This is a genomic window from Pseudoalteromonas sp. TB64 (genome assembly GCF_000498095.1).
GTDB lineage: Bacteria > Pseudomonadota > Gammaproteobacteria > Enterobacterales > Alteromonadaceae > Pseudoalteromonas.
Map to the genome: position 1 here is coordinate 1 of NZ_AUTQ01000216.1, position 22996 is coordinate 22996.

22 protein-coding genes and 1 pseudogene are annotated in these 22996 nt (G+C 38.2%); 11 read left to right on the forward strand and 12 right to left on the reverse strand.

Features of this window, described 5'->3' with window-relative positions; translation table 11 throughout:
- The 3 genes from L647_RS0117855 to L647_RS0117865 form a co-directional block, all read left to right on the forward strand.
- The coding region (locus L647_RS0117855) for an IS30 family transposase (protein WP_024610111.1) at positions 1–669 on the forward strand (669 nt) is incomplete at its 5' end.
- Positions 670–725: 56 nt separating this feature from the next.
- On the forward strand, positions 726–1001 hold the full coding sequence (locus L647_RS0117860; RefSeq protein ID WP_024612250.1) for an EF-hand domain-containing protein: 276 nt from the start codon (positions 726–728) through the stop codon (positions 999–1001).
- Between the two features lie 12 nt (positions 1002–1013).
- Positions 1014–1466 (forward strand): hypothetical protein, encoded by a 453-nt coding sequence (locus L647_RS0117865; protein ID WP_024612251.1) that lies wholly within the window; start codon positions 1014–1016, stop codon positions 1464–1466.
- Between the two features lie 127 nt (positions 1467–1593).
- Here L647_RS0117865 and L647_RS0117870 read toward each other — a convergent pair whose 3' ends face one another.
- The 4 genes from L647_RS0117870 to L647_RS0117885 all read right to left on the reverse strand — a co-directional run bounded on the left by L647_RS0117870 (position 1594) and on the right by L647_RS0117885 (position 5861).
- A complete protein-coding gene (locus tag L647_RS0117870) occupies positions 1594–2973 on the reverse strand; it encodes a VCBS repeat-containing protein (RefSeq protein WP_024612252.1) in 1380 nt (459 codons plus the stop codon).
- Positions 2974–3339: 366 nt separating this feature from the next.
- Complete coding sequence (gene yghU / locus L647_RS0117875) at positions 3340–4179, reverse strand: glutathione-dependent disulfide-bond oxidoreductase (protein WP_024612253.1); 840 nt, start codon at positions 4177–4179, stop codon at positions 3340–3342.
- A gap of 255 nt (positions 4180–4434) precedes the next feature.
- Positions 4435–5016, reverse strand: a complete 582-nt coding sequence (locus L647_RS0117880; protein WP_024612254.1) for a rhomboid family intramembrane serine protease — start codon at positions 5014–5016, stop codon at positions 4435–4437.
- A gap of 161 nt (positions 5017–5177) precedes the next feature.
- Positions 5178–5861 carry a type 1 glutamine amidotransferase domain-containing protein gene (locus tag L647_RS0117885; RefSeq protein WP_024612255.1) on the reverse strand — a complete coding sequence of 228 codons (684 nt, stop codon included), beginning with the start codon at positions 5859–5861 and terminating at the stop codon, positions 5178–5180.
- Positions 5862–6018: 157 nt separating this feature from the next.
- Between L647_RS0117885 and L647_RS0117890 the strand changes: the two genes are divergently transcribed.
- Entirely contained in the window at positions 6019–6942 is a 924-nt protein-coding gene (locus L647_RS0117890) for a LysR family transcriptional regulator (RefSeq protein WP_024612256.1), read from the forward strand.
- A 32-nt stretch (positions 6943–6974) separates the two neighbouring features.
- On the opposite strand, the gene L647_RS0117895 is transcribed toward L647_RS0117890, so the two are convergent.
- From L647_RS0117895 to L647_RS0117915, 5 genes are all read right to left on the reverse strand, one after another.
- Positions 6975–7709 carry a dienelactone hydrolase family protein gene (locus tag L647_RS0117895; protein WP_024612257.1) on the reverse strand — a complete coding sequence of 245 codons (735 nt, stop codon included), beginning with the start codon at positions 7707–7709 and terminating at the stop codon, positions 6975–6977.
- Positions 7710–7791: 82 nt separating this feature from the next.
- The gene (locus tag L647_RS0117900; RefSeq protein WP_024612258.1) at positions 7792–9123 is read right to left on the reverse strand and encodes a glycerophosphodiester phosphodiesterase family protein; all 1332 of its coding nucleotides are present in this window, start codon (positions 9121–9123) and stop codon (positions 7792–7794) included.
- Between the two features lie 69 nt (positions 9124–9192).
- Entirely contained in the window at positions 9193–10044 is an 852-nt protein-coding gene (locus L647_RS0117905) for a carboxylate/amino acid/amine transporter (RefSeq protein WP_024612259.1), read from the reverse strand.
- Positions 10045–10162: 118 nt separating this feature from the next.
- The gene (locus L647_RS0117910; protein ID WP_024612260.1) at positions 10163–12298 is read right to left on the reverse strand and encodes a M3 family metallopeptidase; all 2136 of its coding nucleotides are present in this window, start codon (positions 12296–12298) and stop codon (positions 10163–10165) included.
- A gap of 221 nt (positions 12299–12519) precedes the next feature.
- Positions 12520–12729, reverse strand: a complete 210-nt coding sequence (locus L647_RS0117915; RefSeq protein ID WP_024612261.1) for a hypothetical protein — start codon at positions 12727–12729, stop codon at positions 12520–12522.
- A 198-nt stretch (positions 12730–12927) separates the two neighbouring features.
- On the opposite strand from L647_RS0117915, the gene L647_RS0117920 reads away from it, so the two are divergent.
- From L647_RS0117920 to yegD, 6 genes and pseudogenes are all read left to right on the forward strand, one after another.
- Entirely contained in the window at positions 12928–13791 is an 864-nt protein-coding gene (locus L647_RS0117920; RefSeq protein ID WP_024612262.1) for a mechanosensitive ion channel domain-containing protein, read from the forward strand.
- A 434-nt stretch (positions 13792–14225) separates the two neighbouring features.
- Positions 14226–16493 (forward strand): TonB-dependent receptor, encoded by a 2268-nt coding sequence (locus L647_RS0117925; RefSeq protein WP_024612263.1) that lies wholly within the window; start codon positions 14226–14228, stop codon positions 16491–16493.
- 112 nt (positions 16494–16605) lie between these two features.
- Positions 16606–16905, forward strand: coding sequence for a hypothetical protein (locus L647_RS0117930; RefSeq protein WP_024612264.1), 300 nt, complete (start codon positions 16606–16608; stop codon positions 16903–16905).
- A gap of 119 nt (positions 16906–17024) precedes the next feature.
- Positions 17025–17681, forward strand: coding sequence for an HAD family phosphatase (locus tag L647_RS0117935; protein WP_024612265.1), 657 nt, complete (start codon positions 17025–17027; stop codon positions 17679–17681).
- A gap of 33 nt (positions 17682–17714) precedes the next feature.
- Positions 17715–18557 (forward strand): DNA ligase, encoded by an 843-nt coding sequence (locus L647_RS0117940; RefSeq protein ID WP_024612266.1) that lies wholly within the window; start codon positions 17715–17717, stop codon positions 18555–18557.
- 62 nt (positions 18558–18619) lie between these two features.
- Positions 18620–19947: pseudogene (gene yegD / locus L647_RS01000000124525) on the forward strand (molecular chaperone).
- A gap of 18 nt (positions 19948–19965) precedes the next feature.
- Here the strand turns inward: yegD and L647_RS0117950 are convergent.
- The 3 genes from L647_RS0117950 to L647_RS0117960 all read right to left on the reverse strand — a co-directional run bounded on the left by L647_RS0117950 (position 19966) and on the right by L647_RS0117960 (position 22338).
- Positions 19966–20430 (reverse strand): methylglyoxal synthase, encoded by a 465-nt coding sequence (locus L647_RS0117950; protein WP_024612267.1) that lies wholly within the window; start codon positions 20428–20430, stop codon positions 19966–19968.
- 67 nt (positions 20431–20497) lie between these two features.
- Positions 20498–21142, reverse strand: a complete 645-nt coding sequence (locus L647_RS0117955; protein WP_024612268.1) for a LysE family translocator — start codon at positions 21140–21142, stop codon at positions 20498–20500.
- A gap of 2 nt (positions 21143–21144) precedes the next feature.
- Positions 21145–22338, reverse strand: a complete 1194-nt coding sequence (locus L647_RS0117960; RefSeq protein ID WP_024612269.1) for a multidrug effflux MFS transporter — start codon at positions 22336–22338, stop codon at positions 21145–21147.
- Positions 22339–22521: 183 nt separating this feature from the next.
- Between L647_RS0117960 and L647_RS0117965 the strand changes: the two genes are divergently transcribed.
- Positions 22522–22995, forward strand: coding sequence for a hotdog fold domain-containing protein (locus tag L647_RS0117965; protein ID WP_024612270.1), 474 nt, complete (start codon positions 22522–22524; stop codon positions 22993–22995).
- Position 22996: the final 1 nt, after the last annotated feature.

Here is a 22996-nt window from a genome sequence, read left to right on the forward strand (position 1 = left end):
AAAGAAAGTGAACGGTCTGTCAGCCATGAATGCATTTATCTGTATATCTGGGAAGATAAAAAAGCAGGTGGTGAGTTATACCTACATCTGCGCCGACACGGTAAGAAATATCACAAGCGCAGTCATGGTAAAACAAACCGAGGGCAAATAAAAAATCGCGTTAGCATTGAAGAACGTCCACAAATAGTTGATGAGAAAGGTCGTATCGGAGATTGGGAAATAGATACCGTTATAGGTAAAGGTCATCGAGGCGCCCTTGTTACCATTGTAGAGCGGGTCACCCAATTCACTGTATCAACTCAGGTGGCAGGCAAAACAGCACAAGCCGTCACTGCGGCGACGATAGAACTATTAAGGCCATATAGGTCAGCGCTTCATAGCATCACGGCTGACAATGGAAAAGAGTTCGCTTATCACGAGCAAATCACAGAGGCTTTAAGTGTACCTGTTTATTTTGCTCACCCTTATCACTCATGGGAGCGCGGATTGAATGAAAACACGAATGGATTACTACGCCAGTATTGGCCGAAGAGCACAGATTTTAAGACGGTAACACCAGCGCAAGTTATACCAGTACTTGAGCAACTTAATAATCGTCCGAGGAAGACACTAGGATTTGAAACGCCTGCAAAATTGATGCAGGATCACTTGGCGGCTAAAGCCGCCTAAACGTTATGCACTTCAGATTTGAATCCGCGTTATTAACTAAACAGAAGGTTACGACCATGAAAAATTTATCATCACTTGCAGTTATCACATTATTATCGGTTGCTTTTTCAGCAAATGTTGCTGCAAAAAGTGACAGTGAACGTCCTCCAAAGCCTGATTTTTCGACTATTGATGCCGATGGTGATGGTGTAATTAGTTTTGAAGAATTTAGCGCTAAAAAGCCACCACACGGTGATGCGCAAACTATTTTTGACGAAATAGATTCAGACGGTAACGGTGAAATCACTGAACAAGAACTAAGCGATCATAAACCACCTCGCCGCGAACGCTGAAAGGATACTAAAATGATTAACAGTATTAGTGGTTCTGCGAGCTATATGCCGCAACAAAGCAGCCAAGCAGCAAAGTTAACAACAGAACAAAGTGATTTTGTAAAAGAAACACTTTCTGAATTTGACCCTGAAAACTTAACAAGCGACGATGCACAAAGCATTCAAGCCGCTTTTGAAGAACAAGGTATTGCACCCACAAAAGAGCTAGCCGAGTTAATGGGCGAGCTTGAATTTGATGCTAAAAGTATTGGTGATGCATCCCGACCAGAAGGTCAGCGTCCACCTCCGCCGCCGCAAAATTCACTTGAGCAAGTAAATACCGATGATGTTGTTAGTTATTTAGATGAGCTTTTAGAGCAGTATTCAAGCCAGCTTAATGATGAAGATAAAGATTCTATTTTATCTGCAGTCCAAGAAAAATTCGGTTTATCGCAAGGTGATTCAATACTGAGTGTTAAAGCGTAATTATAAATCAAAAGAGTTTGATTTATGTTTTAGGTGTAAAGCCCTGCATTATTTTATTAATGCAGGGCTTTTTTATTTATACCAATGCGTATAAATTTTTGAACAGCTTAAAATTATGCGTGTATGGTTAATTTAGGCGTGTTTTTATTTTGCTGGTGCCGTCTTCTTCGGTAAATTTAAATACGAAATCTTTTTTACCGTCTTGGTTAATATCGACTAGAAGAATATCTTTATTATTTTTAGGTAATGTTAACTTAAGTTTTTTACGTTTTTTATTAAGCAGTGAATCTTGCTCGCCATAATAAATATACAGTGTTTTTTTGCTGTATTTATAAACAGCATCAATTTTATTATCACCATTTATATCACCTAAGTAGAGTGGGGGATCAATATTGCCGCCGTCCATACTTATTTCAACCTCTAGGTCGAGCTCAATACTTGATTCGCTGGCAAAGGAGCCATCAGGTTGTTGTTTATAAATATTCATTTCGATATCTACATCAGTACTACCGCCACCCATAGCCATTGAGGCAATAGTGCCAAAGCCTATATCTAAGTCCATTTTTTGCAGATCAATTAAACCATCGTTATTAAAATCTGTTTTTAATAACAGCTCACTCGGTCCCTCTGTTTCCAATAACTTAATTGGTGTATTACTAAAGCCATTTTTATTACCCAGATATAAATTATATGCTATTTTTATATCGAGTGAATCCATACCTTGTGCTGGTTTATATTGCTTGGTTATAAAGTCGAGATACCCATCATTATTAATATCAATAAGCTCTTTTATTTTTCGGGTTTCACCACTGTTTAGCTCGCCTAATTCAATATTAAAATTTACAGCGGTCATGGTTTCAGCATAACCATCTACTTTGGCATAAAGTACATTGGCGCCGTTTTTATTTAAAAAAACTAAATCATTTAGTCCATCGTGATTAAAATCGATAATAGTGGGTTTGTTATTAATATCTACTTCGAGAGTTAATCCATTGCTTGTAAATTCACCATCAAAAAGTGCTTTTTTTCCAAAAGAGTGAGCAGTAAATTCCCCCTGTTTATTTTGAGTGTACAAAATAGAGTGATTTAAGTCGGGAAGTAAAATATCACTTAATCCATCGTTATTAGCATCAAAAATAAAATTTATCTTCTCAAACTTATCCACGTGCAAATCATTAAGTACTGATTTGTAATTAAATAATAGTGTTGCTTTGTCGCTGCTGGTTTTATAAACGCCATCGCTAGTTAAAATAACAGCTTGTTTATCGTCAGTGCTGGCAAGTGTTGCTACGTCAAAACCAATGGCATTGCTTGGTAAAATAAGTTCATTGCTTTGCTCGGTCAATAAGTTAACAGCCTCTAATTGCTTTAGCTTTTTATTGTAGGCAAACACCAATGCAGAGTCGGTTGTGACTAATTCATTAGTGGTTTTTATTATCATTGTTTGTGCGGATACCGCGATAGGAGCAAGTAAAATAAGTAAGCTATAACGAAGTGGCTTTAACATTCAAATTCCTTTTATACGATAGTAAAAATATCGGTTGTTATTAGATTTATGTGGCTAAGCCTACACTATAAAATATTAACCCAATGTAAGTAATTGTAAGGTTATGTGTTAACCAGTTTTTTAATGTCAATTTAATTAAGCGCATGGTTGTAACAATTAATTAAATAAAGCACTAAAGTTATTAGGGTTGAGTATGTATTTTTTGTAATTGAACTTATTATTGGGAGTGTATATTTACGTTATAAATTGGTAATTAATTTAATCGCTACAGATCTCATTTTAAAATGAAGACTTATAAAATTAAAAAATCAGCCATTGCAGCTGATTTTTTATTTAACCTGAACTTTAATAAATGATGGCGATTATTTAAAAGTCGCTGTCATTATGACGTTCAGCCATTTGCTCTTCTTCAGGTCCCCATGTGCGATTTACGCGACGACCGCGTTTTACAGCAGGGCGTTCTGATATTTGTGTAGCCCAACGTACAACGTGAGTGTATGAGGCAACATCTAAAAACTCTGCAGCATCATATAAAGCACCCAGAACTAACGATCCGTACCACGGCCAAATAGCGATATCGGCAATTGAATATTCATCACCAGCCATATATTCATTTTCGCTTAAATGACGGTTTAACACATCAAGCTGACGTTTTGTTTCCATGGTAAAACGATCAATTGGGTATTGCATTTTACTTGGTGCATAGCTATAAAAATGCCCAAAGCCCCCTCCTAAATAAGGAGCCGAACCCATTTGCCAAAATAACCAATTACGGCATTCTGTTTTAGCTTTTAGATCTTTAGGTATAAGTACGTCAAATTTTTCAGCTAAATACTGCAAAATAGAACCTGATTCAAAAATACGAGTAGGTGGCGTTGTTGAATGATCCATTAACGCAGGGATTTTTGAATTAGGATTAATATCTACAAAGTCGGATCCAAATTGATCGCCATCACCAATATTTATAAGGTACGCATCGTAATCGGCATCGGTGCAGCCAAGCTGAAGAAGCTCTTCAAACATGATAGTGGCTTTTTGACCATTTGGCGTTGCAAGAGAGTAAAGTTGAAATGCGTGCTTGCCAATTGATAAGGTTTTGTCATGAGTGGCGCCAGCAATTGGGCGATTAATACTGGCAAATTTGCCACCACTTTCACTTTCCCACGTCCATACTTTTGGGGGCGTGTATTCGTTTTGATCACTCATAAATAACCTCTGTTAGATGAAATACATATAAATGCGATAATACCAATTTTATTAAAAACATGAGCATTCTATTGCATTAAATAACTCACTAACTGCATTAAAAATTATTTATATAGCACAACTATATGAATAATTTTCGCCTTGTTATTGTGCTATTTTATTTGCGCTATAATAGCTCACTTATTTAATGCTATTGATATAAGTAATAAGTGTGGTCATAAAAATTTAATTAAAGGTGTTTTTTTAATATTTAATTTATCGACCTTTTAGCTTGTCGGCTTTTGCAAGTTTGTAGCCTAAAAATAATCCACTTAAGGCACCAAACAAGTGACTTTCAAATGAAATATGAAAACGTTGTGGTAATACACCCCAAATAAAACCGCTATAAAGGACTGCTACAACCACGGCAATAATAATGGATTTTAGTGAACGCCTAACTACGCCGTAGCACAGTATAAAACCCCATAAACCATATATAACACCGCTTAAGCCAACATGGATATTACTGCGACCAAACATCCACACCAACAGCCCACCAACTAAAGCTGTAAAAATAAATATGTTATAAAAGCGTTTTACGCTGTACTGGCAAATTAGCCAGCTTAACACCACAAAAGGAATCATATTGCTGGCAAAATGCCACCAGCTGCCATGTAAAAATGGTGCACATAAAATACCAATTAAGCCTTGAATGCTACGCGGATAAATACCCAAGCTATTGAGATTAATGCCGGGAAGACTATTAATTATCTGCAAAACAAAGCAAATAGTAACAACGCTAAAAATTGCAAAGCGTGTGCTGGTTAGTAATAACTGTGTGGTTGGCTTAGCTGCCATATAATCATCCTAATTGACTTTAAGAGTAGCCAGTATAGGAATTGTACTTGGTAATGAAAAGCAATTAAAAAAGCACAGCATGAAAGCTGTGCTAATTTTACTAATTAACCTGAACTTTGGTTAAGATATTTATTATCCAAAATTGGGGTAAATAATCGCTATTAACCTAACTTAGTTAATAGTTTTTTAGCTGCTAGTTCTGAACTTGCAGGGTTTTGACCTGTAATAACTAAACCGTCTTCTAGTGCTAATACGCCCCAGTCGTCAGTTTTTTGATAATCACCACCTTTTTTAATTAGTTCGTCTTCAACTAAAAATGGCACGATATCGGTAAGTTGCACTGCAGCTTCTTCAGAGTTAGTAAAGCCGGTTACTTTTTTACCAGCTACTAATGCATTGCCGTCTGTATCTTTAACATTTAAAAATGCAGCACTTGCATGGCATACCGCAGCAACGGGCTTTTGCTCTTTAATAAAGCTTTCGATAAGCGAAATTGAATCAGTGTTATCAACTAAGTCCCATAATGGACCGTGACCGCCTGGGTAAAATACAGCGTCAAAATCGCTAGATTTCACTTCACTCAACACTTTAGTGTTTGCCATAAGTGTTTGTGCTGCGCTATCGGCGTCGTAACGTTTAGTTGCATCTGTTTGAAAATCGACAAGTGTACTTGTCGGATCAATTGGTGGTTGACCGCCAGCTGGAGACGCTAATGTTACTTCAACGCCTGCATCAACAAATGCATAATAAGGGGCTGCAAATTCTTCTACCCAAAAACCTGTTTTTTCGCCAGTGTTACCAAGTTCTGCGTGAGATGTAAGAACCATAAGTATTTTTTTAGACATTGAATATATTCCTTCTGATGATTTGAATTAGTTTATCTTGCTTACCAACTACTATATGCACTAACAGAGCTTTAAACAACGATGATAAATTTAACTTTATTGGTTTAATAATTGATACAATAGAGGGGTTGAATTTAAAACACGCTACGGAGCACATATGAAGGTGTCGTTTGAGCAGTTAAAGAGCATGGTTGTATTTGCGCAAATTGTAGAGCAGGGCAGCTTAACCGCTGCCGCTAAACAGTTAGGATTTACGCGAGCCGTAGCAAGTTATCATTTAAAAAAGTTAGAAACCCAGCTTGAAGTCACTTTATTAAATCGCTCAACTCGCACAATGGCGCTGACTGAAGCGGGTATTGCTTATTATGAGCGTTGTAGAATAATTACCGAACAAGCTAATGCAGCTAATCAGCAAATAGAAAATATAAAGAGTGAGCCACAAGGTTTACTTAAAATTAGCTGCCCTGTAAATGTGGGAATGCAGCTAATTGTGCCCGCAATAAATACGTTTAAGCGCCAATACCCTAAAATTCAAATAGACTTACAGCTTACTGACGATGTGGTTGATATTATTAAAAATGGGTTCGATTTTGCAATTAGGGGCGTGGCACTGAGTGACTCCAACTTGCAAGCAACCAAGCTTACTACAATGAGCACTTGTATTTGTGGCGCGCCGGATTACTTTACACATTTTGGTAAACCTAAAACACCTTTAGAATTGGCAGATCATCAATGGGTGGTTTATCAGCTAGGAAGTAAAACGTTAACACTTTCAAAAGATGGTAAAAAACACGACATTATAATGCAAGGAGGGTTAAGTACCAATAACGCAGCTGCACGTACTGCCTTTGTAGAAGCAGGGCATGGCATTGGGCGTATTCCGCTTTACGATGCGTGGCCTAAAGTACAAGCTGGGCTGCTTGAAATAATATTAGATGATTATAAAAGCAAAGATATTGAACTGTACGGAGTATTTCCACCAGGAGCTGCGGGTTCTAAAAAGCTACGGTTATTTATTGATTACTTAAAAGCATATTTTGTAAAACAGCATACCGCCTTGGGTATGCTGAAAAGCGTTTAATTATTTTCGCTTTTTAAATATTTATAAAACACTTATAAAGTTCGGCTAAATAATGCAACCGCTTGTTGATACATATTAATTGCAAGGGCTGCATCGTATCGCTCACCTTCATCACGCATAAAGGCATGCTGGGCATTAACTTCTTGCCATTGGTAATTAATGCCAGTGCTTACGCATTGCTGGTATATTTTAGTGCGACCTTCTTGTGGCACATGCGGGTCTTGTTTACCCCATATAAAGTGAATTTCGCCTTGTATATCAGCCATGCGTTCAAATGAGTTATTACCTGATTTTGCCGGTAATGTGTCGCTGTGAATATCAGTCGCGTATAAGCAAAAAGCCGCTTTAATTTCAGGGTTAAGCGCCGCTCTGTAAGCTAAATGCCCGCCAATACATACGCCCATGGCGCCCACTGTACCTGTGCAATAATGCTGCTGCTTTATAAAGTCGATCATGGTTTGCGTGTCGCTATCATGATGCTCAAGTGGTTTTGCCCACTTATCTGCATTGCCTTTATCTTTACCTGCATCGTCGTAAGCAAGCACAGTGCCCATAGGATTTAACTCGTGAAATACTTCCGGTACGAACACTACAAAACCATGGCTTGCTAAAATAGCTGCACTGCGAGCAATAGGTGCAGTTTGCTGAAAAATTTCAGAATAAAAAATAATAGCAGGGAATTGCCCTTGCGCCTGAGGGCGATATACGGTTGTTCGCATTAAACCTGTAGGTGTTGGCAAGTCTGCGTTATGTTGTTGAATTATCATAAAAGCGCTCAGTTAAATAAAATTATATATAATGATATGGTAACTGAGCGCGATAAAATAAACGACTTTTGTTGTCGAGTATTTAAATACTTGCAGGCATTTTATTACAACTAGCGTAATAACTTACGGTAGCCGGCCAATCTGAAAATATAGCCATTACCCCCACGTCTTTTGCGAGCACATCAACGACTGTCATCATATCGCCATCGTTATCTATAACATCAGCAATTGATTGATAGTAATATCCACCGCCTTCATTAAGCGGACCTGAGCGCTCAAGGCTCCATGCAATAAGCTCTAAACCTGCTGCTTTTGCGTCAATTGCGTATTGTGATGGCACGATATTATTTTCGTTATCTATTGTTAGCATCATCCAAATAGGAGGGGCTAAAATTTTAACGCCGTCAGCCACAAGTTCATCCATACCAGGTTGCCATGTTTGTGGGTTACTTGGATCAAATCCGGCTTCACTATCGCGACCATCAAGGTATACGCTTTTATCTGCAAAGTCAGGGTTAGTGTTAATCCAGTATTTTACGTCATCAAGGTTAAACGATTGCGGATAAACTTTTGAAGCTGGCACGCCCATTTGTGTGTACTCGTCTAGCATTTTTTGCGCATATTGCTCTTGCGTCATTCCATCAAATGGCATGCTTACTTGTGGCGATTTAAGTTCTGGGGTCATTTTTACCCCCATCCCATTAAACAGTGCAATGCTTTGTTTATGGGTCATTAATGTGCCATTGGTGGCATATAAATCAGTGCGCCAATTTGGTGTACCATCCATGTAATCAACAACGGTAGTTGCATTGGTGTTTGCACCATCCATTTTACCTTCAAGGGTTAAAAATTCCGCTAAGCTTATATCACTGGTACAGCATTTAGCTGACGCAGCAATACCATTAGTAGGGTCTGCGGGTGTAAATGGCACACTGCATTTAGCTGCAAGCTCAGGAATGGCTAAAATATTAGTTGTGGTGTGTAAGTCGCATTGAGAATGGCGACATACTAGTTCTTTATCGTTTGTAAATGTAACATCGCATTCAACAATGCCTGCGCCCATTCTGGCTGCAGCAATATAGGCTTCTTTAGTATGCTCGGGGTATTGCATTGATGCACCGCGATGACCAATAGAAAAGTCGGTACGGTAAAAAGGACCTTCACTACAAGATTCTAATTGTGTTTTTAAGTTGCTGTCGCTCATATCATCTACTAAATAATAAGGACGAGTGCCTAGTTGAATATCTGGCGCATCACCACTTGGTACCTCTACAATAATAGGCGTAGGCACTTCAACAATCTCAACTTCTGTGCTGGTAACAACCACTTCTTTTTCTACTATTTCTACATCGTCGTCGCAGCCAGCAAGTATGGCTAACAATATACAGCTTGTAAGTAAGGTAATACGTTTCATTGTTTATCCTTAAAAAGTAAAATTTGTACTACCTTAATGATTATTAATGACAATTTAGCTACAAACGTATTAATTTACTTTTTTATTAATAACTTGATTCACTAACAAGGCGCCTAACATTATGCCAGCTCCAATACTTAACCTGACTATGTCAGCGTCTCGGTTCCAAATAAGTACATTAATAATAATACCAGCCGGAATGAGAAGGTTATTCATGACTGCCAAGGCACCTACATTTACAAGCGTTGCGCCTTTATTCCATGCAAAATAGCCAAGACCAGAGGCAATAATACCTAAATAAATAAGCACGCCCCACTGGGTAGATGTACTTGGGAGTTTGCTTGCATCACCAAATAAAACGTAGCATACAATAGCAACAATTAACGCCCCAATAAAAAACCAACCAAATATCGCTTTATCGTCAAGTGTATTATTTACCATTAAACGTTTGTAAGTAACTTGCCCTGTTGCAAAACAAATATTGGCAGCCTGTACGAGTAATAAGCCGATTAAAAAGTTGTTGTTTAAGTCCTCATAACGAATTGCAACTGCGCCAAAAACAGCAATAAGTGCAACTATAAAAAACCGTGGATTAAACTTTTTTTCAAGCGCATCGTTTAATAAGGTAATGTAGATAGGGGTCATTACTGTAAATAATAGTACTTCGGGGACGCTTAAAAATAAAAAGGAGTGGTAGTAAAAGCTATACATAGCACCAAGTTGTATGGCACCAATCAACATAAGCTTTAAGGCTAAAGGTTTAGGCGTTTGTTTAAACTTTAAAAAGGGTAAAAATACGAGAGTGGCTAGTGCTATGCGAATTAACACACTAAACCATGCATCAACCTGACCCGCTAAATACACGCCAATTAAACTAAATGAAAATGCCCAAAGTAGGGTAACCGCAAATAAGTACCGCATAACCGTCGTCTTTAAATTATTAATGACAGCAGTTTATCTTTTATAAATTAATGTATAAACAATAAAAGCCCGCAAGCGGGCTTTTATAAATTAGTACATCAATAAATTAGTTTATTGATTACTCAACCAAACCACGGCGCTTAAGTAGTGCGTCGGTCGTTGGTTTTTGACCTCTAAACTCAATGTAACTTTGCATTAAGTCGCGGCTATTACCTTTTGATAGGATTTCTTTACGGAACTTATCACCATTTTTACGTGTTAAGCCGCCGTTGTTTTCCATATGTGCAAAGGCGTCTGCTGCAAACACTTCAGTCCAAAGGTACGCGTAGTAACCCGCTGAATAACCACCAGCAAATGTGTGGCTAAAGAAGTTTGATTTGTAACGCGGTGGAACAGGGTAGTAAGCAATACCGTGTTTTTCTAGCGCGTCTTGCTCAAACTTTTGAACGTCAGTAATTTTTTCATCAGAGCCAAATGAATGCCATTCCATATCAAGTAGTGCCGCAGCTAAATACTCAGTAGTGCCGTAACCTTGATTGAATTTTTGCGATTCAAGTACTTTATTAAGTAAAGCTTTTGGAATTGGCTCACCTGTTTTGTAATGCTTAGCGTAGTTAGCAAGAACCGTTGGTTCAATCATCCAATCTTCATTTGCTTGCGACGGAAACTCAACAAAGTCGCGTGCCGTTGCAGTACCCGCTAGGCTTGGGTATTTAACATCTGAGAATAAACCGTGTGCAGCATGACCAAATTCATGGAACATTGTAGACACTTCGTCAAACGTCATTAACGTTGGCTCGCCTGCAGCAGGTTTTGGAATGTTTTGCGCATTGTAAATAACAGGCTTAGTGCCTTTTAGACCACTTTCGCTAACATATGCGCTCATCCATGCACCACCACGCTTACCTTCGCGTGCATATGGGTCCATATAAAATAAGCCAATAGCGCTGCCGTCAGCGTTAAATACTTCGTATGCTGTTACATCTTCATGATAAACAGGCAGGTCTTTACGTTCTTTAAACGTAATACCGTACAGCTTGTTCATCGCAAAAAATAAACCATCGTGAATAACCGATTGCATTTCAAAGTATGGTTTAACAAGTGCTGGGTCTAGGTTGTACTTTTCTGCACGTACTTTTTCAGCATAAAAAGTCCAATCCCATGGTTTAAGCTCAAAGCTTTCGCCTGAATCGTTAATTACTTTTTGGATAGCGGCTGCTTCTACTTTTGCTTTTTCAACTGCTTTTGGCGCAAGGTCATCAAGGATGCCATAAACGTTTTCAGTTGTTTGCGCCATACGCGACGTCATTACATAAGAGGCCCAATCTTTATAACCTAAAAGCTCTGCTTTTTGAGCGCGTAAGTTGGTCTCTTTAATAATAATAGGACCATTTGTTTTTGCAGCACGGTTTGCAGATGCTTTAAAAATACGCTCACGTAGATCGCGGTTTTCAAGGCTGCTTAAAATTGGCTGTTGCGTTGTATTTACCAAAGTAATCATGTAGCCGTCTTTGCCTGCTTTTTTAGCTGAAGCTGCAAGTCCTGCAATTTCACCTTCAGAAAGACCCGCTAATTCGCTTTTATCAGTAACTACAATAACGTCTTCTTTAAACGATTTTAAAATGTTTTGTGAAAACGCAGTAGATAGCTGAGCTAGCTCCGAGTTGATTTCACGCATTTTAGCTTTTTCAGCGTCGTTTAATTTAGCACCGGCGTTTACAAACTGCTTGTAGTAAAAATCAACTAGGCGTTGATCTTCAGCGTTCAATTTATCTTGGTTGTCGTAAATTGTTTGTACGCGCTTAAATAATTCACCGTTTAAGTAAATATCATCTGAGTGAGCAGATAACACAGGTGCCATTTTTTTGCTTATACGTTGGTATTCGTCATCTGAAATCAAACCAGATAAGTTATAAAAAGCAGCCGATACGCGATTTAATAGCTCCCCTGACAACTCCATTTTAACTAATGTGTTTTCAAATGTTGCAGGAGCAGGGTTATTAGCAATCGTTTTTACTTGTGCTGTGTGCTGTGCAATACCAGCATCAAACGCTGCTTCGTAATCTTTTGTACCAAACTTATCAAACTCTGGTGCCATGTATTGTAATGGGCTTGGTTTAAATAAAACATTGTCTGCGTTCATATCTTGTACTTGAGCTGCGCTCTCTTTTGCCGTGTCTTTTGTTTCAGTTGTTGAACAGGCCGATAGTATTAGTGCACTAGCTATAGTAGTGGCGATCAGGGTTTTACGCATAATAACTCCATAGGAAAATTAGCCGAAATAGGCTTTGCGAGTCGAAAAACCCAGTTAACTTACCAAATTTTGATTTATATACAATAAAGTTTATCGGTATTAAGGGGGATTTGAACGCAAATTAGCTAATAATTAACATTAAGGTAGGTAAAGTAGCTCTAAAAACATCCTTTGAGCTACTCTAGATATATAAAAAGGGAATAATTAGTGTATCGAGAATTTTAATTGTAGCCAAGAACAAATCTTTTTTCAGCGCCAAAGCTCGTTGGTTGCTGCTGTCCAAATTCTTTATTAATAGTAGCTAATGTTTGCTCTTGCTGGGCAAGTAAGCATAAAATTCTGTTGCGATAATCTAGGCTACTCTCAAATAAATTTAGATCTACTTGCGGTTGTAGAGTGGCTAGTCGTTGATTTAAAGTAAGTTGTGACATAGTAACCTCCAGTGCTCTTTAACTACATATATAGCACTTGTTGCAATAGTTAGTTAATAAATTGTATATAAAGTACATATTGAACTTATTAACTTCGCGTTTTAGTTATATTATGACGGTTAAACTTACCTAACACTGAACCTATTTCACTTAAAGCGATTTAATTTTAAAGCGCTCCTTGCTTGTTTGGAAAAATAAATGACGTTAGAACAAATAAACCAAATTCTTGCCTTTGTTGTATTTAGTTACAGCGATATACATATAACCGTAGCCAAAATTATTAAAATACCTTTAATACTCTTTGCCATTTGGTTTGTTGTTACGCGCATAGGTAAGTTAATAAAAAGAACCTTACTGGCAAAAAAACTAAGCCAAGATGCCGTACATTTATTTACGCGTATTTATTTTATTATTAGTATCGCTATTTTGGTTTTCACCTCACTAGAAGTGCTCAGTATTCCCGTTACTGCATTTGCATTTGTATCGGGTGCTATTGCCATTGGTGTTGGCTTTGGCGCGCAAAATATTATTAATAATTTTATTAGTGGCTGGATATTAATGTGGGAGCGCCCAATACGTATAGGTGACTTTTTAGAAGTAGGTAATGCAAAAGGTGTGGTAGAAACAATAAATACACGTTCAACACGCATTCGCCGAAACGATGGTGTACATATGCTTATACCTAACAGCCAACTACTAGAAAACACAGTAACAAACTGGACATTAATTGATGGCAATGCCCGATCATCGGTCAGTGTAGGTGTTGCCTATGGATCAGACGTATTACTTGTTAAAAAGTTAATACAACAAGTACTTGATGACCATGAATCTATATTAGTTAATCCAAAGTCGTCAGTGTTATTTGATGACTTTGCTGACAGCTCACTTGTATTTAATGCTATTTTTTGGGTATGTGCAGAGTCTGAAACAATGCTTAGAAAAGTGCGTAGTGATATTCGCTTTAGTATTTATGCTGTATTTGAAAAACATGATGTTGTTATTGCTTTTCCTCAGCGCGATATTCATATAGATGGTGAGATAGCATTTAAACGCACCAAATAAAAACGATTAATTATTTAAAATAATAAAGCTGCCACGTGTGGCTTTTTGTTTTTATGAGGGCGTTTCTGTTTTGGGTTTTTGTTATTAAAGTTAAAGTTGCTACTTTATTAGGTGTTTTTTTAGTAAGGACATATGTCCTCTATTTGGGTGTTTTATGCCTTAAAATGTATAAAAATAGGCTAACGTGTAGTTAAATGTTGCAAAAAAGTTTACTTTTTTGCACATCTTTATGCAGTAAAATTGTCACACAGTGGTATAATCTTCATCGTTCGTTCAGCCTTATAACATCGTTTTTGTACTCTCGGTAATAAGGTCCGCGCAGCATATAGCAAGACGCGAAAAATTGAACGAGCCCGCAACTTACCTTCAAGGTATTAAGTCGCGCAACACAAAAAACCGTTGAACAAGAGTGCACAAAAAAGGTTAAACCCAACATGAAAGCAATGAAAAGATCTACGTTAGCCACCCTAATCAATGCAACGTTGTTCTCTGCAGTAGCAGGTACTTCATTTTCTTCTTTAGCTGCTGAAGAAGTCGCTAAAAAAAGTAACCAACTAGAAGTTATTCAGGTAACAGCTCGTAAACGTGTAGAAAACGCTCAAGAAGTACCAGTAGCAGTATCTGCATTACAAGGCGATAACCTTGACGCGTACAGCTCTGCAGGTATGGATATTCGCTTTTTGAATGCGAAAATCCCAAGTTTATCTATTGAGTCTTCATTTGGTCGTTCATTCCCACGCTTTTATGTTCGTGGTTTAGGTAATACCGATTTCGATTTGAATGCATCACAACCTGTATCACTTGTTGTTGATGAAGTAGTTCAAGAAAATGCAATTTTAAAAGGTTTCCCAGTTTTTGATGTTGAACGCGTAGAAGTATTACGTGGACCACAGGGAACTTTATTTGGTCGTAACACGCCAGCTGGTCTTGTTAAGTTTGATTCTGTTAAACCAAGTCAAGAGTTTGATGGCTATGGCTCTGTTTCATACGGTAGCCGTGGCGCTGTTGATACAAGTGGCGCTGTAGGTGGTGCTCTTACTGACCGTTTATCTGCCCGTGTTTCATTACTATGGCAAGATAAAGACGATTACATTGATAACCAAGCTCCTGGCTTTGAAGCTAAAGATGAGCAAGGTGGTTACACTGAAAAAGCAGCGCGCGTTCAGTTTTTATACGAAGGCGATGATTTTACTGCTTTATTAAACTATCACACACGTGATTTAGATGGCTCGCCTATTGCGTTTCGTGCAAACGTAATTAAAACCGGCACCAATGATTTAGTAGATAACTTTGAAAACGATGTTGTTTTTCAAGATGCAGCATCACGTTCTACTCAACAAGTAGAATCTGAAGGTGCAAGCTTAAAGCTTGAGTGGGAACTTAAAAACCACACAATCACTTCAATTTCTGCATGGGAAAGTGCTGAAATATATTCTCGCGCTGATATCGACGGCGGTTACGGTGCAGCATTTATTGATGACGGTAACTTTCAAGGACCTGGTATAATCCCATTTGCTTCAGAAAGTGCTGATGGTATTCCAGATCATGACCAGTTAACGCAAGAGCTACGTTTATCTAGTAACTTCGATGGTGATTTAAATTATCAAGTTGGTGTATTTTACTTTGATGAAGAGCTAACAATTGAAAACTACAGCTACAATACATTTTCGTCACCTGCTGGTGAGTTAGATGGTTTTGTACGTCAACAACAAGATACAACTGCTTGGGCTGTGTTTGGCTCTGTTGATTATACTTTTACTGAAAAGCTTAAAGTAACAGCTGGTCTTCGTTATTCTGATGACGATAAAGATTTTGTAGCAAACCGTACTCTTAGCCCAATTGGTGGCGGAGCTTTACTTGTAGAACGTGATGTAAGTGATGATCATGTTAGCTGGGATTTATCTGCAAACTATAAAGTAAATGATGATGTTAACTGGTACGGTCGTGTAGCAAATAGCTTCCGCGCTCCTAGTTTACAAGGTCGTATTTTGTTTGGTGATGACGTAACAACTGCTGAATCAGAAACAGTTACTTCATACGAAACGGGTATTAAATCAGACGTGCTAGACGGTCAAGGTCGTATTAACGCAACTGTATTTTATTACACAATGGACGACCAGCAACTTACTGCTGTTGGTGGCGGTGCTAACTTTAACCGTTTGGTTAATGCTGATAAAACAACTGGTTATGGCTTTGAAATAGACAGTCAGTGGGTATTGAGCGATGAGTTTAATGCTACATTTAACTTAAGCTACAACAAGACTGAAATTAAAGATAACGATTTAGCCGTAGCTGTTTGTGCACAATGTACAGTAACTGACCCTATTAATGCTTCAGGACTTGCTGTACTTGATGGCAACAGTTTACCGCATGCTCCTGAGTGGATCTCTAACTTTACTCTTCGCTACACTAAAGAATTAGCTGATGGTAACTTCTTTGCTAGCGGTGATCTTTCTTACCGCAGTAAAATCAATATGTTCCTTTACGAATCAGTAGAATTTGAAGGTAAAGAGCTTATTGAAACGGGTCTTCGTACCGGTTACACATGGTCTGAAGGTGATTACGAATACGAAGTAGCTGCTTTTGTTCGTAACTTATTCGACGAGCAACAAGTTATTGGTGCTGTTGATTTTAATAACAATACAGGTATTGTTAACGAAGAACGCTACGTAGGCGCTGAATTTAAAGTTAGATTTTTCTAATAAGATAATTTAACTTTAAATTACATTTAATTTTAAAAGCCTGCCTTGTGCAGGCTTTTATGTTTTTATAAAGCTGGTAAAGTAGCGTTAATTAATTTAATGAGGTAAGAAAATGGTTGGATTTTGGAATTACCGTGTTATTTATTGTGAAGCAACTAAAGATGAAGCTGCGCAGTATCAAATACACGAAGTAGAATATAACCTTAATGGTAAAGTAACTAACTGGTCAGAAACCGGCGCTGCACCTTTTGGTACTACGCTTGATGGGTTAAAAGATGACTCGGAACGTTTAAAAACAGCGTTTGAAAAGCCAGTACTTAAAGTTATGCGCAAAGCTCGTGGGTATGAGCTTGTTGATGTTGAAACCGGTGAAGAAGCCACAGGCGAGCCACCTGCAGGTTTGAGTGAATAACTGTAATTAAATAAAAAGGTGCTTAAGGCGCCTTTTTTATTACTTAATCTGAATGTTGGTTAAGATATTTATTATTCAATAATCAAGTTACTTAAATTTAGTTTAAATAAGGAATGAGGATGACTTTAGAAGCAGTATTGTTTGATATGGATGGCACATTAGTTGACTCAGAAGTTATGCACTTTGTGTGTTGGAATAAGGTACTTTCACCATATAATGTGAGCTATACAGAAGATATATTTTGTCAGCGCTTTTCAGGTCGTCCTACTTTAGAAGCCGCTATTGAGATTAAGAACGAGCATAACTTGTCTGTTAGCGCTGCTTATTTAGCTGATGAAAAATATCGCTTGTTTAGCGAATATGTAAAAACAAACTTACCGCCACTCATGCCATTTACTGAGCAAACCTTAAAAGCGGTAAAAAATAGCGGGCTCAAAATTGCTTTGGTAACAGGCAGTGCACGTAGCGAGGCTTTGCCGATTCTTAAAGGTTTAGGTTTTTATGAGTTATTTGATACCGTTGTAACAAAAGATGATGTAGTTAATCCCAAACCAGCTGGGGATCCTTATTTACTAGCACTTGAGCAGATAAATACAGTGGCTGATAATGCAATTGCAGTAGAGGATACATTTACAGGTGTAACAGCTGCAAATAATGCATTTTTACGTGTGGTGGCAATTGCTAATAGCCACACCCAAGAACATGATTTTAGTCAGGCTACGTATCGCATGAACAACTTAGATGAATTTTGGCAATGGGTGCAATCTCAACTATAGTTTAAAACACTTTTGTTCAGCTTGGATGCGTAAATGCCTGTTATAAAATTAATCGTTTTAATTGCAACACTCTTTTTTTCGCAACTTTTAAGTGCTGCGCAACCAAGCGTATTATTAGCTAAAGTTTATGATGAAACTAAGCATCACGATGTAAGCAAATACTTGGTTAGTGAAAAGTTTGATGGTGTTAGAGCTATTTGGACAGGTACACACTTAGTAACCCGAAAAGGGAATACTATTAATGCACCAAGCTGGTTTACCGCTGTACTACCTAATGTGTGGCTAGATGGCGAGCTGTGGACTAAGCAAAACGATTTTGCATCACTCAGTGGTATTGTAAGGACTAAAATCCCGAACAATCATGATTGGCAAAGTGTTACTTATCAGGTGTTTGATATGCCCGATACAAATCTTCCTTTTAGCATTCGCTACGAAAACTACAATAAACTTATTACTAATTTAAACTCGCCACATATAAAAGCGGTTAAGCAGTATCGTTTTATCAATAATCAGTTATTAACAGATTACTTTGAGAGCATAACCAAGCAAGGTGGGGAGGGTGTAATGCTACATCTTGCAAGCGCTAAACATACCAGTGGACGTAGTAATGAGTTGTTAAAGTTGAAACCATATTTAGATGCGGAAGCCGTTGTGATTGCATATTTACCAGGGAAAGGAAAATATCAAGATATGCTTGGCGCGCTTAGAGTAAAAACACCAGAGGGAGTTATATTTTCAATTGGTACAGGGTTTAATGATGATGACAGAAGGAGCCCGCCTCCAATAGGAAGTGTCGTTACGTACCGATATCATGGCTTAACAAAAAATGGATTACCGCGTTTTGCGAGTTATTTACGCGTAAGGGCTGGTTTATAGCGTTTGAAACTTTTACAAAGTGTGCTAAATTACGCGACCTTTTTGGTAATGCGTGGTGAAGTATGTTTGTAGGTTTTGATTACGGTAGTTCTAATTGTGCTATGGGTGTTATGAACGAGGGCAACGTTCAATTAGTGCCATTAGAGCAAGGAAAACATTACTTACCTTCTACGCTTTACACTCATCACAGTGCGTTGGTAGTTGACTTTGTTGCTAAGCATCTACAAGGCACTGCTGACGAACATGAATTTAAAATTCAGCGCCAAGCGCTTTTAAATACACTTCCTCGTATTAAATCAGATCTTGATTTACACCCTTCAGACGAAACCCTATTTATTGGTCGTGAAGCGATTAGCGAATATGTGCAGTTTCCTGAAGAAGGTTATTTTGTTAAGTCCCCTAAATCATTTTTTGGCGCGACTGGCTTAAAGCAAGGTCAAATTAACTTTTTTGAAGACATTGCTACGGCGATGATCTTAAAAATAAAGCAACGTGCAGAGCACTCTTTAGGTCAATCTCTTACGCAAACAGTGATTGGTCGCCCGGTTAACTTTCAGGCTGTTGGTGGTGAGCAGTCAAATCAGCAAGCCGTTGGTATTTTAGAGCGTGCAGCTAAACGCGCTGGTTTTAAAGATGTGGCATTTTTATATGAACCACTAGCCGCCGGTATAGATTACGAAAGNTAGGCGGTGGTACGAGTGACTGCTCGTTTGTGCAAATGGGACCAAGCTTTAGAGGTAACAGTGAGCGCGATGCAGACTTTTTAGCGCACAGTGGTAAACGTGTTGGTGGTAATGATTTAGATATTGCATTGAGCTACCATGGATTAATGCCACTGTTGGGCTTAGGTAGCACGTTTAAATCAGGGCTTCCATTACCAAACCAAGCATTTTGGCAAGCGTGTAAAATTAATGACGTAAATCTACAAAGTCAGTTTTATAGTGCAAACCATGCTCGTGAGTTAAGCGCACAATTACGAGATGTAAGTGCACCTGATCTTTATAAGCGTTTAATACATTTACAGCAAAATAAACAAGGTCATCAGTTAGTACAGCAAGGCGAAGCCGCAAAAATTGCACTTTCGTCAGCGAACGAATTTAACTGTGATTTAAGCTTTTTAGATACAGACCTTTATAAAAACTTATCAGTGCATGATTTATCTGTTGCAGTAGAGAGTAGTATTAGCCAAATAGTAACGCTTGCCAAGCAAGCTATTAGTGATGCTGCAACAACGCCAGACGTTATTTATTTAACCGGTGGCAGCGCGCAATCACCATTAATTAAAGCTGCGTTGAGTAAACATTTAGGTGATATAAAAATGGTTAACGGAGATCACTTTGGTAGTGTAACTGCTGGCCTGACTAAATGGGCCAGCATGCTTTATAAATAACCTGAATGATACTCAGGTTTAAAGATCTATTTGTCGGGTTGCGAGATATTTTTCGTAATCTGGCAATGTACGTTCAAGTTCTACGTCCATAAGCGGTGAGCTTAACAACATATCTGCACTGACTTCATTACACGCCACCGGAATATTCCAAACAGCTGCTAAGCGCAGCAATGCTTTAACATCAGGGTCGTGAGGTTGCGATGCTAATGGGTCCCAAAAAAATATTAAAACATGTATTTCATGTTCTGCAATTTTAGCACCTAGTTGTTGATCGCCGCCCATTGGACCACTTAAAAGTTGAATTACATCCAGTCCCGTGGTTTTTTGGATTAAATGCCCCGTAGTACCTGTGCCATATAAAGTATGTTTACTTAAAATGCTTTTGTGTTTTTCACACCATAGTTTTAATGCTGCTTTTTTACCATCGTGAGCAACTAAAGCGATATTTTTTTGTGCGGGAAGAGATTGTCTTTTTTGTTCCATGCTGATTCTTTTTTATTAGTTAACCTAAACTCTGGGTAATAAATTACTTAACCAAAGCGTAGGTTAGTTAAAATAATAGATTGATAGCAAGGGCAATAAATACAATACCGGTGATCCTATCAATCCAAAGCTGACTATTCGGATTTCGTCTAAAAAATTGTGCGATTTTATCGCCAAAATAAATATACGTGCAGTCGATCGGAAAAGCAAAAATAGGATAAAGCAAACCAAAAAAAGCGAGCTGAAATGTGGCAGATGAAAGCGTTGGATCTACAAACTGTGGAATAAATGCAATAAAAAATAATGCAACTTTAGGATTGAGTACTTCAGTCATCATTGCCTGAAACATTACATTACTTTTTTTACTAGTGCTTACATGGGGCTTATCAGTTTGCTTACTTTTAGATACTGATTCTGGCTGTTTTAATGTCCCTTTAATCATCATAAGTCCCAAATAGCATAAGTATGCTGCACCAACATATTGGACTGCTGTATAAGCCGTCGGTGAAGCTCTTAATACAGCTGTTAAGCCTACTACAGCAAAAAAAGTATGTATTACGCCACCCAATGCAAAGCCAAAAGCACTTTGCATACCGGCGCTTCTTCCATTGGCAAATGTTTGCGCCATTAAAAATGCATTAGATGGACCCGGTGCAACAGCCATTAAAAAGCTAGCGAGTAAAAATGAGACTAAAAAATCAGGATTAATCATCATTAGGTTTTAGCTGGGTGCAGCGTGTTCGCTTTTTTACTCATTAAAATAAGCCACAATGGAGTTAATAATAATAAATGAAAGGCAATAAGCCACGGTGTACTCATATCTAAAAACTGGGTTAGCACGACTAATATGCTAGCGCCACTCATTTGCATTGCACCTAGTAGTGCAGACGCTGTTCCTGCTTGTTTAGGAAAGCTTGATAGTGCCATGCCTGCTGCAGAGCCTAAGCTTAATGCAAAACCTAATGCAGCAATTAAAATAGGAAGCATAAGTGCAAATGCGGTTTCGATATTGCTAAGGGCAAGCATTAACAAACCAGAGAAAACCAACAAGCTAACACCAACACGTAACGCACGTTGGCTATTTCGTTTTATGTACGTTGGTAATATAAAGCTTGCGACAATGCTTATTACTGCATTTAACGTAAACCAAAAAGTAAAATCGGCGACTGTGCCGCCTAAATACGTAATGATCCAACCTGGTGCAAGCGTCACATAAACTAATATAGCCGACATAGCGACCATACAAATCAAGCTATTAAACAAAAATACAGGTGTTTTAATTATCGGTGTAAAGCGACGTAAATCTAAAATATGTCCTTGATAGTGGCTATCGGCAGGGCGGGTTTCTCTAAAAAAGAATAACGTGACAATAAGCCCTACAACAGCAAAAACGGTTAAAAACATAAAGTTCATTCGCCAGCCAAATTGCACAGTGAGCCACGCGCCTAAAATTGGTGCCATTGCAGGAATAAAGCACACAATACCATTAAGGTAAGTGATCATTTGTCCGCTGCGCTGCGCACCATATTTATCACGAACAATAGCAAATGCCACCACAAATGTGGCACAAGCTCCTAAGCCCTGAAGGGCGCGTGCAGCCATTAATACTTCAAAAGAAGGGGAATAGTAAGCAAGTAATGCTGAACTTGCATATAAGCTAATACCAACAACGGCAACAGGTTTTCTGCCAAATTTATCAGCAAGAGGACCTGCAATTAATTGCCCCAAACCTACTGTTAGCATAAAAATAGCAACAGTTTGTTGTACTTGTTGTTCTGTAACTGCAAATTGCTCTGCAATGGTAGGAAAAGCGGGTAAATAAATATCGATTGCCATAGGGCAAAATATAACGAGTAACCCTAAGATAAGTAACAAGGTCATATTTGGTTTAGCGGGCTGTGTTTGCATTTAGTCTCCTTTTGCCGAGTATTTTAGGTGTGCACTCATAAAAAAGAAAGGGCTTATGACCCCTGCATAGGGTGTGATTTTAATTTTTTGATTAGATTAAGCTAAAAAGACAGCATAAATGCACTTTTTTAAACTGGTCTGATGTGTTAATTTGAGAAAAGTAATCGTTGACGGAAAATATTAATGAGTAATAAATCTGCACTTGTACAAACATGGCTTAAATTTAAGTGGTTGCCTTTTGGAAATTGGCTTTTTACTAAAGCCGTTTGCTTTAAAGCACCTTACTTTGCTTCTATGAAACCTTATGTACTTGATTTGCGAGAAGGGCATTGCAGCGCGGTAGTTAAAAACCGTCGCAGCGTCCATAATCATATTGGAACTATTCATGCTATTGCGCAGTGTAATTTAGCTGAACTGTGCGCTGGAGTGATGGTTGATGCCACCGTGCCCGTTAAAACACATCGCTGGATCCCAAAAGGGATGACAGTGCAATATTTAGCTAAAGTAGATACCGATGTGACAGCGATTGCTGAAATTGATTTACCACATGAGTGGATTGATAAAGAAGATTTAATTGTACCGGTAAAACTTTATAATACCCGCAATGAACTTGTTTTCACTGCAGATATTACAATGTATATAACAGAGAAAAAATAAC

Bases quoted from the DNA above. Each gene is read 5' to 3' on its own strand.
- yghU (WP_024612253.1), bottom strand. From the start codon at position 4,179: ATGAGTGATCAAAACGAATACACGCCCCCAAAAGTATGGACGTGGGAA.
- L647_RS0117910 (WP_024612260.1), bottom strand. From the start codon at position 12,298: ATGCGTAAAACCCTGATCGCCACTACTATAGCTAGTGCACTAATACTA.
- L647_RS0117885 (WP_024612255.1), bottom strand. From the start codon at position 5,861: ATGTCTAAAAAAATACTTATGGTTCTTACATCTCACGCAGAACTTGGT.
- L647_RS0117955 (WP_024612268.1), bottom strand. From the start codon at position 21,142: ATGATTAATCCTGATTTTTTAGTCTCATTTTTACTCGCTAGCTTTTTA.
- L647_RS0117880 (WP_024612254.1), bottom strand. From the start codon at position 5,016: ATGGCAGCTAAGCCAACCACACAGTTATTACTAACCAGCACACGCTTT.
- L647_RS0117890 (WP_024612256.1), top strand. From the start codon at position 6,019: ATGAAGGTGTCGTTTGAGCAGTTAAAGAGCATGGTTGTATTTGCGCAA.
- L647_RS0117935 (WP_024612265.1), top strand. From the start codon at position 17,025: ATGACTTTAGAAGCAGTATTGTTTGATATGGATGGCACATTAGTTGAC.
- L647_RS0117940 (WP_024612266.1), top strand. From the start codon at position 17,715: ATGCCTGTTATAAAATTAATCGTTTTAATTGCAACACTCTTTTTTTCG.
- L647_RS0117860 (WP_024612250.1), top strand. From the start codon at position 726: ATGAAAAATTTATCATCACTTGCAGTTATCACATTATTATCGGTTGCT.
- L647_RS0117915 (WP_024612261.1), bottom strand. From the start codon at position 12,729: ATGTCACAACTTACTTTAAATCAACGACTAGCCACTCTACAACCGCAA.
- L647_RS0117960 (WP_024612269.1), bottom strand. From the start codon at position 22,338: ATGCAAACACAGCCCGCTAAACCAAATATGACCTTGTTACTTATCTTA.
- L647_RS0117950 (WP_024612267.1), bottom strand. From the start codon at position 20,430: ATGGAACAAAAAAGACAATCTCTTCCCGCACAAAAAAATATCGCTTTA.
- L647_RS0117865 (WP_024612251.1), top strand. From the start codon at position 1,014: ATGATTAACAGTATTAGTGGTTCTGCGAGCTATATGCCGCAACAAAGC.
- L647_RS0117930 (WP_024612264.1), top strand. From the start codon at position 16,606: ATGGTTGGATTTTGGAATTACCGTGTTATTTATTGTGAAGCAACTAAA.
- L647_RS0117920 (WP_024612262.1), top strand. From the start codon at position 12,928: ATGACGTTAGAACAAATAAACCAAATTCTTGCCTTTGTTGTATTTAGT.
- L647_RS0117905 (WP_024612259.1), bottom strand. From the start codon at position 10,044: ATGCGGTACTTATTTGCGGTTACCCTACTTTGGGCATTTTCATTTAGT.
- L647_RS0117900 (WP_024612258.1), bottom strand. From the start codon at position 9,123: ATGAAACGTATTACCTTACTTACAAGCTGTATATTGTTAGCCATACTT.
- L647_RS0117925 (WP_024612263.1), top strand. From the start codon at position 14,226: ATGAAAGCAATGAAAAGATCTACGTTAGCCACCCTAATCAATGCAACG.
- L647_RS0117870 (WP_024612252.1), bottom strand. From the start codon at position 2,973: ATGTTAAAGCCACTTCGTTATAGCTTACTTATTTTACTTGCTCCTATC.
- L647_RS0117965 (WP_024612270.1), top strand. From the start codon at position 22,522: ATGAGTAATAAATCTGCACTTGTACAAACATGGCTTAAATTTAAGTGG.
- L647_RS0117895 (WP_024612257.1), bottom strand. From the start codon at position 7,709: ATGATAATTCAACAACATAACGCAGACTTGCCAACACCTACAGGTTTA.